Origin of the sequence: Pseudomonas sp. LjRoot71 (assembly GCF_964253255.1) — a bacterium.
Taxonomy (GTDB): domain Bacteria; phylum Pseudomonadota; class Gammaproteobacteria; order Pseudomonadales; family Pseudomonadaceae; genus Aquipseudomonas.
In genome coordinates this window covers 1797683-1814070 of record NZ_CAXURA020000001.1, presented here as the reverse complement: position 1 = coordinate 1814070, position 16388 = coordinate 1797683, and the positions used below count along the sequence as shown (strand labels likewise).

Annotated in this window: 14 protein-coding genes; 13 read left to right on the top strand and 1 reads right to left on the bottom strand. The window is 62.4% G+C overall.

Features of this window, described 5'->3' with window-relative positions:
* Positions 1-46 precede the first annotated feature (46 nt).
* Complete coding sequence (locus ACSQ17_RS08600) at positions 47-781, bottom strand: ComF family protein (protein WP_436068251.1); 735 nt, start codon at positions 779-781, stop codon at positions 47-49.
* Positions 782-861: 80 nt separating this feature from the next.
* On the opposite strand from ACSQ17_RS08600, the gene bioB reads away from it, so the two are divergent.
* The 13 genes from bioB (at position 862) to hutG (ending at position 16372) form a co-directional block, all read left to right on the top strand.
* Positions 862-1920, top strand: a complete 1059-nt coding sequence (gene bioB / locus ACSQ17_RS08595; RefSeq protein ID WP_436068250.1) for a biotin synthase BioB — start codon at positions 862-864, stop codon at positions 1918-1920.
* Between the two features lie 87 nt (positions 1921-2007).
* Positions 2008-3189 (top strand): 8-amino-7-oxononanoate synthase, encoded by a 1182-nt coding sequence (gene bioF, locus ACSQ17_RS08590; protein ID WP_436068249.1) that lies wholly within the window; start codon positions 2008-2010, stop codon positions 3187-3189.
* Positions 3182-3913, top strand: coding sequence for an alpha/beta fold hydrolase (locus tag ACSQ17_RS08585; protein ID WP_436068248.1), 732 nt, complete (start codon positions 3182-3184; stop codon positions 3911-3913). The genes bioF and ACSQ17_RS08585 overlap by 8 nt, the downstream gene beginning before the upstream one ends.
* Positions 3906-4712 carry a malonyl-ACP O-methyltransferase BioC gene (gene bioC, locus ACSQ17_RS08580; RefSeq protein WP_436068247.1) on the top strand — a complete coding sequence of 269 codons (807 nt, stop codon included), beginning with the start codon at positions 3906-3908 and terminating at the stop codon, positions 4710-4712. The genes ACSQ17_RS08585 and bioC overlap by 8 nt, the downstream gene beginning before the upstream one ends.
* 63 nt (positions 4713-4775) lie before the next feature.
* The gene (gene bioD, locus ACSQ17_RS08575) at positions 4776-5465 is read left to right on the top strand and encodes a dethiobiotin synthase (RefSeq protein WP_436068246.1); all 690 of its coding nucleotides are present in this window, start codon (positions 4776-4778) and stop codon (positions 5463-5465) included.
* 96 nt (positions 5466-5561) lie between these two features.
* The gene (locus ACSQ17_RS08570) at positions 5562-5861 is read left to right on the top strand and encodes a hypothetical protein (protein ID WP_436068245.1); all 300 of its coding nucleotides are present in this window, start codon (positions 5562-5564) and stop codon (positions 5859-5861) included.
* Positions 5862-5927: 66 nt separating this feature from the next.
* A complete protein-coding gene (locus ACSQ17_RS08565; protein WP_436068244.1) occupies positions 5928-6704 on the top strand; it encodes a putative metalloprotease CJM1_0395 family protein in 777 nt (258 codons plus the stop codon).
* A gap of 165 nt (positions 6705-6869) precedes the next feature.
* A complete protein-coding gene (locus tag ACSQ17_RS08560) occupies positions 6870-8675 on the top strand; it encodes a phenylacyl-CoA dehydrogenase (RefSeq protein ID WP_436068243.1) in 1806 nt (601 codons plus the stop codon).
* 190 nt (positions 8676-8865) lie between these two features.
* Entirely contained in the window at positions 8866-10158 is a 1293-nt protein-coding gene (locus ACSQ17_RS08555) for a GGDEF domain-containing protein (RefSeq protein WP_436068242.1), read from the top strand.
* A 113-nt stretch (positions 10159-10271) separates the two neighbouring features.
* Complete coding sequence (locus tag ACSQ17_RS08550) at positions 10272-12068, top strand: acyl-CoA dehydrogenase C-terminal domain-containing protein (protein WP_436068241.1); 1797 nt, start codon at positions 10272-10274, stop codon at positions 12066-12068.
* 171 nt (positions 12069-12239) lie between these two features.
* Complete coding sequence (locus ACSQ17_RS08545; RefSeq protein WP_436068240.1) at positions 12240-14018, top strand: acyl-CoA dehydrogenase C-terminal domain-containing protein; 1779 nt, start codon at positions 12240-12242, stop codon at positions 14016-14018.
* A 190-nt stretch (positions 14019-14208) separates the two neighbouring features.
* On the top strand, positions 14209-15444 hold the full coding sequence (hutI, locus tag ACSQ17_RS08540; RefSeq protein ID WP_436068239.1) for an imidazolonepropionase: 1236 nt from the start codon (positions 14209-14211) through the stop codon (positions 15442-15444).
* Positions 15434-16372, top strand: a complete 939-nt coding sequence (hutG, locus tag ACSQ17_RS08535; protein ID WP_436068238.1) for a formimidoylglutamase — start codon at positions 15434-15436, stop codon at positions 16370-16372. Before hutI ends, hutG begins: the two co-directional genes overlap by 11 nt.
* The last annotated feature ends 16 nt before the right edge of the window (positions 16373-16388 follow it).

The following is a 16388-nucleotide window of genomic DNA, read 5'->3' as shown; positions in this document are numbered from 1 at the left end:
CGGAGCAATTGGCTGCAAAGTGTACTCCTTAACGGTCGTTGGCCGCTCAATCACCCGGCTTCGGCGTGCGCGCCAGGCAGTACACATCGACCCGCGCGGCACCGGCTTTTTTCAATAGCCGCGCCAGGCTTTCGGCGGTAGCGCCGGTGGTCAGCACATCATCAACCAGCGCCACATGCCGGCTACTGACTGCGCTGTCTGGCGCCAGAGCAAAGGCCTTGCGCAGGTTGCGCTTGCGCGTGGCGGCATCCAGTTGCTGCTGTGCGGGGGTGTCGATCACCCGCTCTAGCCAGTGAGCCTGCACCGGCAGTTGCAGGTTGGCGCTCAGCCATTCAGTGAGCAGGCCGGCCTGGTTGAAGCCGCGCTGGCGTTGACGTTTGTCGGCCAGTGGCACAGGCAGCAGCAGATCAGGGCGCGGCAGCCCTTCATCGAAGGCATGTTGCAGATGCTGTGACAAAAGCTCACCGAGCAGACGTCCCAATGGCCACTTGGCCTGATGCTTGAAACGGGTAATCAGGCTGTCGATGGGGAAGGCGTAGCGCCAGGGCGCTTCGACCCGGGTAAAGCTGGGTGGTTTTTGCAGACAGGCTCCGCACACCAGGCCGTGGCCAGGCAACGGCAGGGCGCAAACCTGGCAATGCCCGCCGAGCCAGGGTAGTTCGGCCTCGCAGCAGCTGCAGATCGTCTGGCCGTTGTCTGTGTGTTCATCGCACAGCAAACAGGTTTGTTTGCTTTTTAACCAGTTGTAAACCTGCTGTTTTGAGTTGGGTTGACAGCGCATACGCCTTCCATAACTATGCCGAACATCCGTGTCGTGCTTGCTGACTTTAGCAAGCCACTGCCAATAACAAGGAATATCCGATGAGCGCTACCACCGCCGCCAACCTGCGTCACGACTGGACCCTCGCCGAGGTCAAGGCGCTCTTCGAGCAACCGTTCAATGACCTGCTGTTCCAGGCGCAGACCGTGCACCGCGCGCATTTCGACCAGAACCGTGTGCAGGTCTCGACCCTGCTGTCGATCAAGACCGGTGCCTGCCCGGAAGACTGCAAGTACTGCCCACAGTCCGGCCACTACAACACCGGCCTGGACAAGCAGAAACTGATGGAAGTGCAAAAGGTGCTGGAGGCCGCCGCTGAGGCCAAGGCTATCGGCTCCACCCGCTTCTGCATGGGTGCGGCGTGGAAGCACCCGTCGGCCAAGGACATGCCGTATGTGCTGAAGATGGTTGAAGGTGTCAAAGCCCTGGGCCTGGAAACCTGCATGACCCTGGGCAAACTGGATAAAGAGCAGACCCAGGCTCTGGCCGCAGCGGGCCTCGACTACTACAACCACAACCTCGACACCTCGCCGGAGTTCTACGGCAATATCATCACCACCCGCACTTACGGCGAGCGCCTGGAAACCCTGGCTTATGTGCGTGAGTCAGGCATGAAAATCTGCTCGGGCGGTATCCTCGGCATGGGCGAGTCGCTGGACGACCGCGCCGGCCTGTTGATTCAGCTGGCCAACCTGCCGGAGCACCCGGAGTCGGTGCCGATCAACATGCTGGTCAAGGTCGAAGGCACGCCGTTGGCAGGCGAGAAGGACGTCGACCCGTTCGACTTTATCCGCATGCTGGCCGTGGCGCGGATCATGATGCCGCAGTCGCATGTGCGCCTGTCCGCCGGTCGTGAGGCGATGAACGAGCAGATGCAGGCCCTGGCGTTCTTTGCCGGCGCCAACTCGATTTTCTACGGTGAGAAGCTGCTGACCACCAAGAACCCGCAGGCCGACAAGGATATGCAGCTGTTCGCTCGCCTCGGCATCAAGCCTGAGGAGCGTGAAGAGCACGCCGATGAAGTGCACCAGGCAGCGATCGAGCAGGCCCTGGTCGAACAGCGCGATTCCAAGCTGTTCTATAACGCCGCTTCGGCCTGAGTCGCTCTTTAGATGTAGGAGCCAGTTTGCTGGCGCTTGGTCGAACCGACTGATCGCCTGCAAGCCGGCTCCTACAAGGTATTGCGTATGCCTTTTGATCTCTCCGCTCGTCTCGCCGAGCGTCGCGCCGCCAACCTCTACCGTCAACGACCCTTGCTCGAATCGCCGCAAGGGCCCTTGGTGCAGGTCGATGGTCGGCAGTTGCTGGCCTTCTGCTCCAATGACTACCTCGGCCTGGCCAACCACCCCAAAGTGATCGAAGCCTGGCGCGCTGGGGCAGCGAAATGGGGCGTGGGCGGCGGCGCCTCGCATCTGGTGATCGGCCACAGCACGCCACACCACCAGCTCGAAGAAGCGTTGGCCGAGTTCACCGGTCGTCCCCGTGCGCTGCTGTTTTCCACCGGCTATATGGCCAACCTCGGTGCGGTTGCTGCGCTGGTCGGGCAGGGCGATAGCGTGCTGGAAGATCGCCTTAACCATGCCTCCCTGCTGGATGCGGGTTTGCTCAGTGGTGCGCGTTTTTCCCGCTACCTGCACAACGATGGCGTCAGCCTGGCCAATCGCCTGCGCAAGGTGAGCGGCAATACCCTGATCGTCACCGACGGCGTGTTCAGCATGGACGGCGACCTGGCCGATCTGCCGTCGCTGTGTGCCGAAGCGCGCCGCACCAATGCCTGGGTGATGGTCGATGATGCCCATGGTTTTGGCCCGCTGGGCGCCACCGGCGGTGGCATTGTTGAGCACTTCGGCCTGGGCCTGGACGATGTGCAGGTGCTGGTCGGTACCCTGGGTAAGGCCTTCGGCACGGCCGGTGCGTTTGTCGCCGGCAGTGACGATCTGATTGAAGCCCTGGTGCAGTTCGCCCGGCCCTATATCTACACCACCAGCCAGCCGCCGGCGCTGGCCTGTGCCACCCTGCAAAGCCTGGAGCTGCTGCGCAGCGAGCACTGGCGGCGCGAGCACCTGAATGCCCTGATCAAGCGCTTTCGCGACGGCGCGCAGGCCATCGGCCTGGAGCTGATGGACAGCGCCACGCCGATTCAGCCGATCCTGGTTGGCGACAGTGCGCGCGCCGTGCAGTTGTCGCAGCTGCTGCGTGAGCGCGGTCTGCTGGTGACGGCGATTCGTCCGCCGACCGTGCCGGCGGGGAGCGCGCGCTTGCGCGTCACCTTGTCCGCCGCGCACAGCCTGGAGCAGTTGGAGCTGCTGCTGGAGGCGCTGGCTGAATGCTGGCCGCTGCTAACGGGCGAGGCGGCCGTGCATGCGTGATCGACTGATTCTGCTGCCCGGCTGGGGGCTGGGCACTGCGCCGTTGCAGCCGCTGGCCGAGGCCTTGCGCGGCCTTGATCCGCGTCTGCATGTCGAGATCGAGCCACTGCCGTTGCTGGAATCCAGTGACCCGGCCGAGTGGCTGGATGAACTCGACGCGAACTTGCCACCGGATGCCTGGCTTGGCGGCTGGTCGCTCGGCGGTATGCTCGCTGCTGAGCTGGCGGCGCGTCGGGGCGAGCGCTGCAGTGGTCTGCTGACCCTGGCCAGTAACTTGCGTTTTGTGGCGCAGCCAGACTGGTCTGCTGCTATGTCGCCTGAAACCTTTAGAGCTTTCCGTCAGGGCTGCGTCACCGATACGGCTGCCACCCTGAAGCGTTTCTCCTTGCTCTGTGCCCAGGGCGCGTCGGATGTTCGGGGCTTGTCACGGCAGTTGCTTGGTGCAGCGCCGTCGACACAACCTGCAGCGCTATTAGCGGGGCTGGATGTGCTGGCGAACCTCGATACGCGTGCGGCGTTACAGGCGTTTGTCGGGCCGCAGTTGCACCTGTTCGCCGGTCAGGATGCCCTGGTTCCGGCGAGCGCTGCGCAGGCCTTGCTGGCGTTGTTGCCAGATGTCGAGATCGGCCTGATTGATAACGCCAGCCACGCCTTTGCCCTGGAGCGCCCGCATGAAATCGCGGCGGCGATTCAGGCCTTTCTGCATGAGGCCGGTGATGACTGATCTGGCCCATGACCCATTTGGCGGCCTGCCGGATAAACGTCAGGTGGCGGCGTCGTTCTCCCGCGCGGCGCAGAGCTACGACAGCGTGGCGGCTTTGCAGCGCAACGTGGGTCAGCAGTTGCTGGCGCAGTTGCCGGCAGCGATTCGCCCGGCGCGTTGGCTTGATCTGGGCTGTGGCACCGGCTATTTCAGTCGTGCGCTGGGCGAGCGTTTTCCCACCAGCCAGGGCGTGGCTGTGGATATCGCCGAAGGCATGCTGCAGCACGCTCGGCCGCTGGGTGGCGCGCAGCAGTTTATTGCCGGCGATGCCGAGCGCCTGCCGTTGCGTGATGCGGCTTGCGACCTGCTGTTTTCCAGCCTGGCGCTGCAATGGTGCGCGGATTTTTCCGCAGTGCTCAGTGAGGCCGCACGGGTGCTGCGCCCTGGTGGTGTGCTGGCGTTTAGCAGCTTGTGTGTCGGCACCCTGCAGGAGCTGCGCGACAGCTGGCAGGCGGTGGATGGCTTTATTCACGTCAACCGTTTCCGCCGTTTCGAAGATTACCAGCGCCTGTGCGCTGGCAGCGGGCTGGCGCTGCTCAGCCTGCAAACCACCCCTGAGACACTTTATTACCCCGATGTACGCAGCCTGACCCATGAGCTGAAAGCCCTCGGCGCGCACAACCTCAATCCTGGCCGGCCCGGCGGTTTGACTGGACGGGCGCGCATGCTGGCGCTGCTCAATGCCTATGAGCAGTTCCGTCAGCCGCAAGGCCTGCCCGCGACTTATCAGGTGGTCTACGGCGTATTGCGCAAGGGTTGAGATAAGCGCGGCCTGCCCTGAGTGACCGTAGAGCGTCGTCAATACTCCTCACCAGAGATCGTTATGAGCCAAGCATTTTTCGTGACCGGCACCGACACCGAAATCGGCAAAACCACCATCGCAGCGGGGCTGCTGCACGCCGCACGAATGGCCGGGCTGTCGACTGCTGCGGCTAAACCGGTGGCATCCGGTTGTGTGCGCACAGCGGATGGCCTGCGCAATGATGATGCCCTGGCATTGCTCGGCGAATGCACCCTGGCGCTGCGCTATGACGAGGTCAATCCGCTGGCCTTCGAACCGGCAATTGCCCCGCATCTGGCGGCGCGCGAGGCGGGTGTGTTGCTGGATGTTGCCGCGTTGCAGGGGTCGGTACAGGCGATTCTGGACAGGCAGGCGGACTTTACCCTGGTCGAAGGGGCGGGCGGTTGGCGGGTGCCGCTGGCTGGTCAGGAGGCCCTGTCGGACCTGGCGATTGCCTTGCAGTTGCCGGTGATTCTGGTGGTCGGCGTGCGTCTAGGCTGCATCAATCAGGCGCTGCTCACCGCTGAGGCGATCCAGCGTGATGGCCTGACGCTGGCGGGCTGGGTGGCTAATCTGGTTGACCCGCACACTTCGCGCCTTGAAGACAACCTGGCGACCCTGGCAGAACGGCTGCCTGCGCCCTGTCTGGGCTATGTCCCGCGCCTGGCCGAAGCCACACCGTCTGCGGTTTCCGGCTATCTCAATCGCGATCTATTACACCGCGCGCTATAAGCAGGCCAAGTGCCATAGCCTTTTGCTTGTACGTTTTTCGAGCAACTTCTGCTTCAATTGAAGTTGTTAGTGGTTTGCCATAGTGGGAGCTTGGGCATGGAAATTTCAGGAAGCGCCTTCAACTCGGGCATCAGCACCATCCAGTCCGGCCAGCGTCGGGTCGATCAGGCCGCAGCGGACATCGCCAGCAATGCGGTGGCCCCGCCGCAACAGCCGACTTCCACGCCGCCGGCCAACCAGGTCAACCCCGCCGTGAGCGCGGCCGAGCAGAGCCGCCCGGATCTGGCGGAAAGCCTGGTTGCCCTGCGCCAGGGGCAGAATGAAGCGGAAGCAGGTGCCAAGGTGGTGAAAACCGCCGATGAAGTGCTCGGTACCCTGATCGATACAACGGCCTGAGTCGCCCGCCCCGAGCGTACTCATGCCTGGCCATGAGGCGGCCATCCAGGGGCGAGGAGTCATTGCATGCAGATTGGCGGCGCAACGTCTTATCCTGCGCCTGCAGCCACGTTACTGCCGGCTCGCACTCTTGCGTCCAATATTTCCCCTGATGTATCCCCGGACATTACCCGCGCGGCTCAGTCGCCGGTAACCGCCGCCCAACCTCTGGCTGATGAGCAATCAGCTTCGGCGCGTGAAGAAGCGGATAAACCTTCCGACGCCTCGACCACTTCTGAAAATGCGAAAAGCCGCGAAGGCGAACCCAGTCCGCAACAGCAGCGCCTTGAGCAGCTGGAAATCGCCCAGCTTGTCAGCCGTGATCAGGAAGTGCGCACCCACGAGCAGGCGCATGCCGCGGTCGGTGGCCGCTATGCCGGTGCACCGAGTTACACCTACGAACGCGGCCCAGACGGCAAGCGCTATGCCGTGGGCGGTGAGGTGGGCATCGACACCAGTCCGATTCCGAATGACCCGGAAGCCACCCTGCGCAAGATGGAAGTTGTCATCCGTGCCGCACTTGCGCCTGCTGAGCCCTCTGCTCAGGATCGGCAGGTCGCCGCACAAGCACAATTGCAGATGGCCGAGGCCCGTATCGAGCTGGCGCAACAGCAACGCAGCGAAGCGCAGGCGGCCAGTGAGGCACGCAGCGAACAACGCCAGGCAGATGAGGAGGCGACTGCCGAAGAAGACAAATCCGCCGCGCCAGTGCAGCAGGATCGGCCGCCACCACCTAGTCTTGATCTGTACAAGCAGCTCAGTGGTTTGCAGGAGCCCGCTCCGGTTGTCGACCTGGTGGCGTGAACGGCGCTTGGGGTGCTTGACATTAAATAGGCATAAACGTATGTTTCAAACGCTTGTTTGATTAGCTCGCCTGCCAAGGGGTTGTCGAGCGCCGGGATTGCTCCCGAAAACGACCGAATATCCGGTCACCTACACACTAAGAATCCACCGCAGAGGTTAACCGCTATGCCTGATTACAAGGCCCCCTTGCGTGATATCCGTTTCGTACGCGACGAACTGCTCGGCTACGAAGCGCATTATCAGAGCCTGCCTGGCTGCCAGGACGCTACTCCGGACATGGTCAGCGCCATTCTTGAAGAAGGTGCCAAGTTCTGTGAGCAAGTGCTGTCGCCACTGAACCGTGTAGGTGACCTCGAAGGCTGTACCTGGTCCCCGGAAGGCGTGAAAACCCCTACCGGCTTCAAAGAAGCCTACAAGCAGTTCGTTGAAGGCGGCTGGCCGAGCCTGGCCCATGACGTTGATCACGGTGGCCAAGGCCTGCCGGAGTCTCTGGGTCTGGCGATCAGCGAAATGGTTGGCACCTCGAACTGGTCGTGGGGCATGTACCCAGGCTTGTCGCACGGCGCGATGAACACCATCTCCGAGCACGGCACCGACGAGCAGAAGCACACCTACCTGACCAAGCTGGTATCCGGCGAGTGGACTGGCACCATGTGCCTGACCGAGCCGCATTGTGGTACCGACCTGGGCATGCTGCGCACCAAGGCCGAGCCGCAGGCTGACGGTTCTTACAAAGTGTCCGGCACCAAGATCTTCATCTCCGCTGGCGAACACGACATGGTCGATAACATCGTCCACATCGTGCTGGCTCGCCTGCCTGACGCGCCGCAAGGCACCAAAGGTATCTCGCTGTTCATCGTGCCGAAATTCAACGTCAATGCTGACGGCACTGTGGGCGCGCGCAACGCCGTTTCCTGTGGCTCGATCGAGCACAAGATGGGCATCCACGGCAACGCTACCTGCGTGATGAACTTTGACGGCGCAACCGGTTATCTGATCGGCCCAGCCAACAAAGGTCTGAACTGCATGTTCACCTTCATGAACACGGCGCGTCTGGGCACTGCTCTGCAGGGTCTGGCCCACGCCGAAGCCGGTTTCCAGGGCGGCCTGAAGTACGCTCGTGAGCGTCTGCAGATGCGTTCCCTGACTGGCCCGAAAGCACCGGAAAAAGCCGCTGACCCAATCATCGTTCACCCGGACGTGCGCCGCATGCTGCTGACCCAGAAGGCTTTCGCCGAGGGTAACCGTGCGATGGTGTACTTCACTGCCAAGCAGGTCGACATCGTCAAGTACAGCCAGGATGAAGCCGAGAAGAAAGCCGCAGACTCCCTGCTGGCCTTCCTGACGCCGATTGCCAAAGCGTTCATGACCGAAGTGGGCTTCGAAGCAGCCAACCACGGCGTACAGATCTATGGCGGCCACGGCTTTATCGCCGAGTGGGGCATGGAGCAGAACGTTCGCGACAGCCGTATCTCCATGCTGTACGAAGGCACCACCGGCATCCAGGCACTCGACCTGCTGGGCCGTAAAGTGCTGCAGACTCAAGGCGAAGCGCTGAAAGGCTTCACCAAGATCGTGCACAAGTTCTGCCAGGCCAACGAAGGCAACGACGCTGTCAAAGCGCTGGTTGCACCGCTGGCCAAACTGAACAAAGAGTGGGGCGACCTGACCATGAAAGTGGGCATGGCCGCGATGAAGGACCGCGAAGAAGTCGGTGCCGCCTCGGTGGATTACCTGATGTACTCCGGTTACGTCTGCCTGGCCTACTTCTGGGCTGACATGGCGCGCCTGGCTGCCGAGAAGATCGCTGCTGGTACTGACGACGCAGCCTTCTACAAGGCCAAGCTGCAGACCGCCAACTTCTACTTCGCACGTATCCTGCCGCGTACCCGTGCGCACGTTGAAGCCATGCTGTCTGGCGCCAACAACCTGATGGACATGGCCGAAGAAGACTTCGCGCTGGGCTACTAAGCCGCCGTCCTCTTCAGGTCAAAGAAACCGCCGCCCCTTGGGGCGGCGGTTTTTTTATGCCTGTCACCTAGGCAGCGCGCAGCACAGGCCCGCAGTGTGTCGATTTGCCGGTCAGGTTCCGTGCGAATTTCTGCTGTTACAGGCAAACTGCGCGGCGTTGTCCACTTTTTGCCGTCGTGTGGGGCTCGCCTTGTCGCGTTTTGCTGCTGAGCGCTTCAGTCATTTTCTGCCTTCGCTGCTGCTTCTGCTTGGCGGGGTGTTGCTGGCGCGGCTGGCGGTACTGAACGGGTTTTTCACCTCGCTGTTCAACGTATTGCCGACGCTTTTGCTGTTACTCGGCGGGGCGTTCTGTCTGGTCTATGGCCGTCAGCGTGAGGTGTTTCTGCTATTGACGCTGTACCTCGGCTACTTTCTGCTCGATACCCAGGTCGATCACTTCCGTGCCACTGGCCAGGTACGCAGTGATACGGCGCTGATCTTTCACCTGTGCAGCCTGCTGCTGCCTCTGCTTTACAGCCTGTATGCGGCCTGGCGGGAGCGTACCCACCTGTTGCAGGACATAGTCGCCCGTGCGGCGGTGCTGCTGGTTGTGGGGGCGGTGAGCGTGGGGCTGGCGCAGCGCTTTCCCGAGGCGTTGTTGCACTGGTTGTCGCAGGTGCGTTGGCCGGCGTTGCAGTTCGACGGGTTGGCGCTGATACAGCTGGCTTATCCGGTGTTTATCCTCGGGCTGATTGTGCTGCTGGTGCAGTACCTGCGTGCGCCACGTCCGCTGCATGCGGCGCAGTTACTCGGTCTGGGCGGGCTGCTGTGGATGCTGCCCAACACCTTCATCCTGCCCAATGCGCTGAATGTGATCAGCAGCCAGATCATGCTGATGCTGGTGGCGGCTCTGGCGCATGAGGCCTATCAGATGGCCTTTCGCGATGAGTTGACCGGCCTGCCGGGCCGGCGTGCGCTGAATGAGCGGTTGCAGCGCCTGGGCCGCAGTTATGTGATCGCCATGGCCGACGTTGATCATTTCAAGAAATTCAACGACACCCACGGTCACGATGTCGGCGATCAGGTGCTGCGTCTGGTCGCCAGCCAACTGCGCAAGATCGGCGGGGGCGGCAAGGCCTACCGCTATGGTGGCGAGGAGTTCACCCTGGTGTTTCCCGGCAAGACGGTGGAAGAGTGCCTGCCGCATCTCGAGCAGGTGCGCCAGGCCATCGAGCACTACCGCCTGCAGTTGCGTGATCAGCAGCAGCGTCCTCAGAACGACAAGCAGGGGCGTCAACGGCGGGCGGGCAAGGCAGCGTCGCAGGTGGCGGTGACCATCAGCATGGATGTGGCCGAGCGTGGCGTGGAGCAGGCCAGCCCGGATGAGGTGATCAAGGCCGCTGATCAGGCGCTGTACAGCGCGAAAAGTGCCGGGCGCAATTGCATTCGCAGCCACGGTCAGCGGCGCGGTGCGGTCAAGCTGGAGCCGAGCATCGGTCAGTGAGGCGGCGCGCTTATGGCGCTGTATTCAGCAGTTCGACGGTCGTTGTTGGCGCGGCCTGCTACGCCGTAGCGTGGTGGGCTGAAGCGACCCCATGAATCTGCTGGAGCCTCACCATGCCTGACTACAAAGCCCCGCTGCGCGACATGCGTTTTCTGATTGATGATGTCTTCGACTTCCATGGCAGTTACGCCGCCCTGGGGGCCACTGATGCCAGCCCGGACATGGTCAGCGCGATTCTCGAAGAGGGCGCGAAGTTCTGTGAGCAGGTGCTGGCGCCGCTGAACCGTAGCGGTGACGAAGAAGAGTGCCAATTCAACAATGGCCACGTGACCACGCCCAAAGGCTTCAAGGAAGCCTTCGCCCAGTATGTCGAAGGCGGTTGGAATGGCCTGGCGGCTGACCCGGCCTATGGTGGTCAGGGCCTGCCGCACTCGCTGGGGCTGATGGTCAGCGAGATGGTCGGCGCCAGCAACACCTCCTGGGGCATGTACCCCGGTCTGACCCACGGCGCCATGTCGGCGATTCACGCTCACGGCAGTGAGGCGCAGAAGCAGACCTACCTGAGCAAACTCACCGAAGGCCGCTGGACCGGCACCATGTGCCTGACCGAAGCCCACTGCGGAACCGACCTCGGCCTGATCAAGACCCGCGCCGTGCCGCAGGCCGATGGCAGCTATGCCGTGACCGGCAGCAAGATCTTTATCTCCGCCGGTGAGCACGATATGAGTGAAAACATCGTCCACTTGGTGCTGGCCAAGTTGCCTGACGCGCCGGCCGGCACCAAGGGTATCTCGCTGTTTATCGTGCCCAAATTCCTGCCGGATGCGGCCGGTGAAGCGGGCGCACGCAATGGCGTGAGCTGCGGTTCGATTGAACACAAGATGGGCATCAAAGCTTCGGCCACCTGTGTGATGAACTTCGACAGCGCCACCGGTTACCTGATCGGCGAGGCCAACAAAGGTCTCAACTGCATGTTCACCATGATGAACCATGCTCGCCTTGGCACCGGCATGCAGGGCCTGTGCTTGGGTGAAACCAGCTACCAGGGCGCACTCAAGTACGCTAACGAGCGCCTGCAGATGCGTGCCCTCAGTGGGCCGAAGGCGCCGGAAAAGGCCGCCGACCCGATCATCGTGCACCCCGACGTGCGGCGCATGCTGCTGACCATGAAGGCCTTCAACGAAGGTAACCGTGCGTTGGCTTACTTCACCGCGCAGTTGCTCGATCAGGCTCACCGCGCCGACAGCAGCGAGCAACGTGAGGCGGCCGAGAACCTGCTGGCCTTCCTTACCCCGATCTGCAAGGCCTTTATGACCGAGACGGGCCTGGAAGTGACCAACCATGGCATGCAGGTGTTCGGCGGCCACGGTTTTATCCGCGAGTGGGGCATGGAGCAGTTGGTGCGTGACTGCCGGATTGCCCTGATCTACGAAGGCACCAACGGTATCCAGGCCCTCGACCTGCTCGGGCGCAAGGTGCTGGGCAGCCAGGGCAAACTGCTGCGCGGCTTCACCAAGATCGTTCACACCTTCTGTGTGGCCCAGGCCGAACATCCGCAGCTCAAGGGCTATGTCGCGCAACTGGCTGCACTCAACCAGCAATGGGGTGAGTTGACTCAGAGTATCGGTATGGCAGCGATGAAAAACCCTGACGAAGTAGGCGCCGCATCGATGGATTACCTGATGTATTCCGGCTACGTCACCCTGGCCTATTTCTGGTTGCGCATGGCGCTGGTGGCGCAGGCCAAACTGGCGGAAGGTGAGGGGGATGCGGCGTTCCACCAGACCAAGCTGGCCACCTGTGAGTTCTACTTCAAGCGCCTGTTGCCGCGTACTGCTGCACACCTGGCGGCTGCACAAGCAGGCAGTGCCTGCATGATGGAGTTGCCGGCGGAAAACTTCGCCCTCTGACGGACGGCCAAACCGCGCAAAAGCCCGCCTTCTGGCGGGTTTTTGCCTGCTGGGGCCGGCCAAACGGTTTGTGTCTTGCTGGTCACGACGCGACCCTATGTGTCTGAAATGTTGTTCGGTTAGACTTCAGGCACTTCCGTATACCTGTTGGTTTGTTCGAGGATTTGCCCCATGGCTGACTACAAAGCTCCCCTGCGCGATATGCGCTTCGTGCTCAATGAAGTGTTCGAAGTATCCAAGCTGTGGGCCCAGTTGCCGGGCCTGGCAGACGTGGTGGACGAAGACACCGCCGCTGCGATTCTCGAAGAAGCCGGCAAGGTCACCGCAGGCACCATCGCGCCACTCAATCGTAGCGGCGACGAAGAGGGCTGCTCCTGGACCGACGGCGCGGTGAAAACCCCGGCCGGCTTCCCCGATGCCTACAAAACCTACGCCGAAGGCGGCTGGGTTGGCGTGGGTGGTGACCCGGTGTTCGGCGGCATGGGCATGCCCAAGGTGATCTCGGCTCAGGTCGAGGAAATGGTCAACTCGGCCAACCTGTCGTTCGGTCTGTACCCGATGCTGACTGCCGGTGCCTGCCTGTCGATCAACGCCCACGCCAGCGAAGAGCTGAAAGAAAAATACCTGCCGAACATGTACTCCGGTGTCTGGGCCGGCTCCATGTGCCTGACCGAGCCGCATGCCGGCACCGACCTGGGCATCATTCGCACCAAGGCCGAGCCGCAAGCCGATGGCAGCTTCAAGATCAGCGGCACCAAGATCTTTATCACCGGCGGTGAGCACGACCTGACCGAGAACATCATCCACCTGGTGCTGGCCAAGCTGCCGGACGCACCGGCTGGCCCGAAAGGCATCTCGCTGTTCCTGGTGCCGAAAGTCATGGTCAATGCCGACGGTTCGCTGGGTGAGAAGAACTCGCTGTCCTGCGGCTCCATCGAGCACAAGATGGGCATCAAGGCTTCGGCCACCTGCGTGATGAACTTCGACGGCGCCACCGGCTGGATCGTCGATGCGCCGAACAAGGGCCTCGCCGCCATGTTCACCATGATGAACTACGAGCGTCTGGGCGTCGGTATCCAGGGCCTGTCCCTGGGCGAGCGCAGCTACCAGAACGCCGTGGAATACGCCCGCGACCGTATCCAGAGCCGTGCGCCGACCGGCCCGGTGGCGAAAGACAAAGCCGCCGACCCGATCATCGTGCACCCGGACGTACGCCGCATGCTGCTGACCATGAAAGCGCTGAACGAAGGCGGCCGTGCCTTCTCCAGCTACGTGGCCATGCAGCTGGACACCGCCAAGTACAGCGAGGACGCTACCACCCGCAAGCGCGCCGAAGAGCTGGTTGCCCTGCTGACCCCGGTTGCCAAAGCCTTCCTCACCGACATGGCGCTGGAAACCACCGTGCACGGCCAGCAGATCTTTGGTGGCCACGGCTTTATCCGTGAGTGGGGTCAGGAGCAGCTGATCCGCGACTGTCGCATCACCCAGATCTACGAAGGCACCAACGGCATCCAGGCGCTCGACCTGGTCGGCCGTAAAGTGGTCGGCAGCGGCGGTGCGTTCTACAAGCACTTCGCCGAAGAGATCAAAGCCTTCACCGACAGCGCTGACGCCTCGCTGGCCGAGTTCGTCAACCCGCTGAAAGATGCCATCGCCAACCTGGAACTGATGACCAGCGACCTGCTGGAACGCGCCAAGGCCAATCCGAACGAAGTCGGTGCCGCCTCGGTCGAGTACCTGCAGGTGTTCGGTTACACCGCCTACGCCTACATGTGGGCACTGATGGCGCGTACCGCACTGGCCAAGCAGGATCAGGATGAGTTCTACGTGAGCAAGCTGGGCACCGCGCGCTTCTTCTTCGCCCGCCTGCTGCCGCGTATCCACTCGCTGACTGCGTCGGTCAAGGCCGGTAGCGAGTCGCTGTACCTGCTGGACGCCGCGCAGTTCTAAACGCTGTCTCGCGACAACAAAACCCCGGCCTTGTGCCGGGGTTTTGCGTTTTGGCCTGTTGAGCAGGTGCTTCAGGCGGTTTGCAGTGCTGGGAGTTTGGTCTGTATTTGTATAGTCATTTATCGATTAAAAGTTGATTATGTAGGTTTTTAGGTTTATTTGTATATACAAATAAAGCGGAAACCTACCCATGCCTTGTACATCTTCCATTCAGTTGTGGCGTGATCTTGTGCTGTTTGATGGCGAGCAGACATACCCGCAGCCTATGGCCTTGTGGGTGCAGGATGGACGCATCGCTGGCCTGTGCGCGGAGGCCGAGTTCAACGCGGTGACCTTGGCTAACGCGGTTGAGGTTGGGCGGGGCGGCGTGATGACGCCAGGTCTGGTGGATTGCCACACGCATCTGGTCTATGCCGGCAACCGTGCCGGTGAGTTCGAGCAGCGCCTTGAGGGTGTCAGCTATGCCGAGATCGCTAAGGCTGGCGGCGGTATTCTCAGCACCGTGCGCGCCACCCGTGTGGCCAGCGAAGACGCGCTGCTGGCGCAGAGCCTGCCGCGTGTGCAGGCTCTGCTGGACGACGGCGTGACCACCCTGGAAATCAAATCCGGCTACGGTCTGACTGTCGACGATGAACTGAAGATGCTGCGCGTGGCCCGTCGCCTGAGTGAGTTGTTGCCGGTGCGTATCACCACCACCTTGCTAGGCGCTCACGCCCTGCCTCCGGAGTTTGCCGGCGACAGCGACGGCTATATGGCCCTGGTGTGCAACGAGATGATCCCGGCCGCCGTTGCCGAAGGCCTGGCCGATGCGGTGGATGTGTTCTGTGAGCACATCGCCTTTAGCCCGGCGCAGTGCGAATTGGTGTTCCAGGCCGCGCAGCGTCACGGCCTGCCGATCAAGGCGCATGCCGAGCAGCTATCCAATCAGGGTGCTAGCGCGCTGGCCGCGCGCTATCAGGGCCTGTCGGCCGACCATATCGAGTTTCTCGACGAGGCCGGTGTGCAGGCCATGGCTGCTGCCGGCACCGTGGCCACCCTGTTGCCGGGGGCCTTTTATACCCTGCGTGAAACCCAGTTACCGCCCATCGCGTTGCTGCGTCAGTACAACGTGCCGATGGCCCTGGCCAGCGATGCCAATCCCGGCACCTCGCCGATCTGCTTCCCCACCCTGACCCTTAACCTGGCTTGCACTTTGTTTCGTCTGACCCCGCGCGAAGCCCTGGCCGGTATGACCGCCCATGCCGCCCGCGCTCTGGGCTTGTCCGAGCTGGGCCGTATCGCCGTTGGCGCGCCCGCCGATCTGTGCCTGTGGGGCGTACAACAACCCGCCGAGCTGGCTTATGCCGTGCAGCCGGGGCGGCTGCGTCAGCGCATCTTCAACGGCGTTATTAGCTACAGCAAAGAGGCCAACAGCCATGCACGCTGATCGCAACTCCATGGATCTATGGCAGGGTCGTATCGACCCCGAGCCGGACAGTCCGCGCTGGCACCAATGCATTCAGACGCTGAGCATGGACAGCCAGCCCGGCGTCGTCTTGCTCGGCTTTGCCAGCGATGAAGGCGTGCGGCGCAACCAGGGGCGCGTCGGCGCGGTTAATGGTCCGCTGGCTATCCGCAAGGCGCTGGCCAATCTGGCTTGGCACCGCTCTGATCCGGCCTATGACGCCGGTGATGTGCTGTGCGCCGATGGCGATCTGGAAGGCGCGCAAGCGCGTCTCGGGCGCAACGTCTGCGCGCTGCTGGATGCCGGGCATCTGCCGGTCGTTCTAGGTGGTGGTCATGAAGTGGCCTTCGGCAGTTGGCAGGGTATTGCCGAGCACTTGGCTGGCGACATACCTCGTATAGGCATTATCAATTTCGACGCGCACTTCGACCTGCGCGACCCAGCCCATGCCCGCTCCTCGGGTACGCCCTTCGCGCAAATCGCCGAGCAATGCGCCGCCCGCGGCTGGCCGTTCGCCTATGCCTGCCTCGGGGTCAGCCGCGCCAGCAATACCCGCGCTCTGTTCCAGCGCGCCGCCGAACTGAACGTGCTGGTGCGTGAAGACCGTGAGATCCGCGAAGGCAGCCTGGCAGCCATCAGCGCTGAGTTGCAGGCCTTTATCGCCAGCTGCGATGCGATCTACCTGACCATCGATATCGACGTGCTGCCGGCTTGCGAAGCGCCCGGCGTCAGCGCCCCGGCTGCGCGTGGCGTGCCGCTGGCGCTGCTTGAACCATTGCTGGAGACGGTGCGCGACAGCGGCAAATTGCGCCTGGCCGACCTCGCCGAACTCAACCCCGACTACGACATCGACGCGCGCACCGCCAAGGTTGCCGCGCGTTTGATTCATCTGCTGACGTTTACGCACTGAGCCCAAGAACAGGAGC

Coding starts and splice junctions, on each gene's coding strand:
- ACSQ17_RS08565 (WP_436068244.1), top strand. CDS start 5,928: ATGCAGATTGGCGGCGCAACGTCTTATCCTGCGCCTGCAGCCACGTTA.
- hutI (WP_436068239.1), top strand. CDS start 14,209: ATGCCTTGTACATCTTCCATTCAGTTGTGGCGTGATCTTGTGCTGTTT.
- ACSQ17_RS08560 (WP_436068243.1), top strand. CDS start 6,870: ATGCCTGATTACAAGGCCCCCTTGCGTGATATCCGTTTCGTACGCGAC.
- ACSQ17_RS08585 (WP_436068248.1), top strand. CDS start 3,182: ATGCGTGATCGACTGATTCTGCTGCCCGGCTGGGGGCTGGGCACTGCG.
- ACSQ17_RS08570 (WP_436068245.1), top strand. CDS start 5,562: ATGGAAATTTCAGGAAGCGCCTTCAACTCGGGCATCAGCACCATCCAG.
- bioC (WP_436068247.1), top strand. CDS start 3,906: ATGACTGATCTGGCCCATGACCCATTTGGCGGCCTGCCGGATAAACGT.
- bioB (WP_436068250.1), top strand. CDS start 862: ATGAGCGCTACCACCGCCGCCAACCTGCGTCACGACTGGACCCTCGCC.
- ACSQ17_RS08600 (WP_436068251.1), bottom strand. CDS start 781: ATGCGCTGTCAACCCAACTCAAAACAGCAGGTTTACAACTGGTTAAAA.
- ACSQ17_RS08550 (WP_436068241.1), top strand. CDS start 10,272: ATGCCTGACTACAAAGCCCCGCTGCGCGACATGCGTTTTCTGATTGAT.
- bioF (WP_436068249.1), top strand. CDS start 2,008: ATGCCTTTTGATCTCTCCGCTCGTCTCGCCGAGCGTCGCGCCGCCAAC.
- ACSQ17_RS08545 (WP_436068240.1), top strand. CDS start 12,240: ATGGCTGACTACAAAGCTCCCCTGCGCGATATGCGCTTCGTGCTCAAT.
- bioD (WP_436068246.1), top strand. CDS start 4,776: ATGAGCCAAGCATTTTTCGTGACCGGCACCGACACCGAAATCGGCAAA.
- hutG (WP_436068238.1), top strand. CDS start 15,434: ATGCACGCTGATCGCAACTCCATGGATCTATGGCAGGGTCGTATCGAC.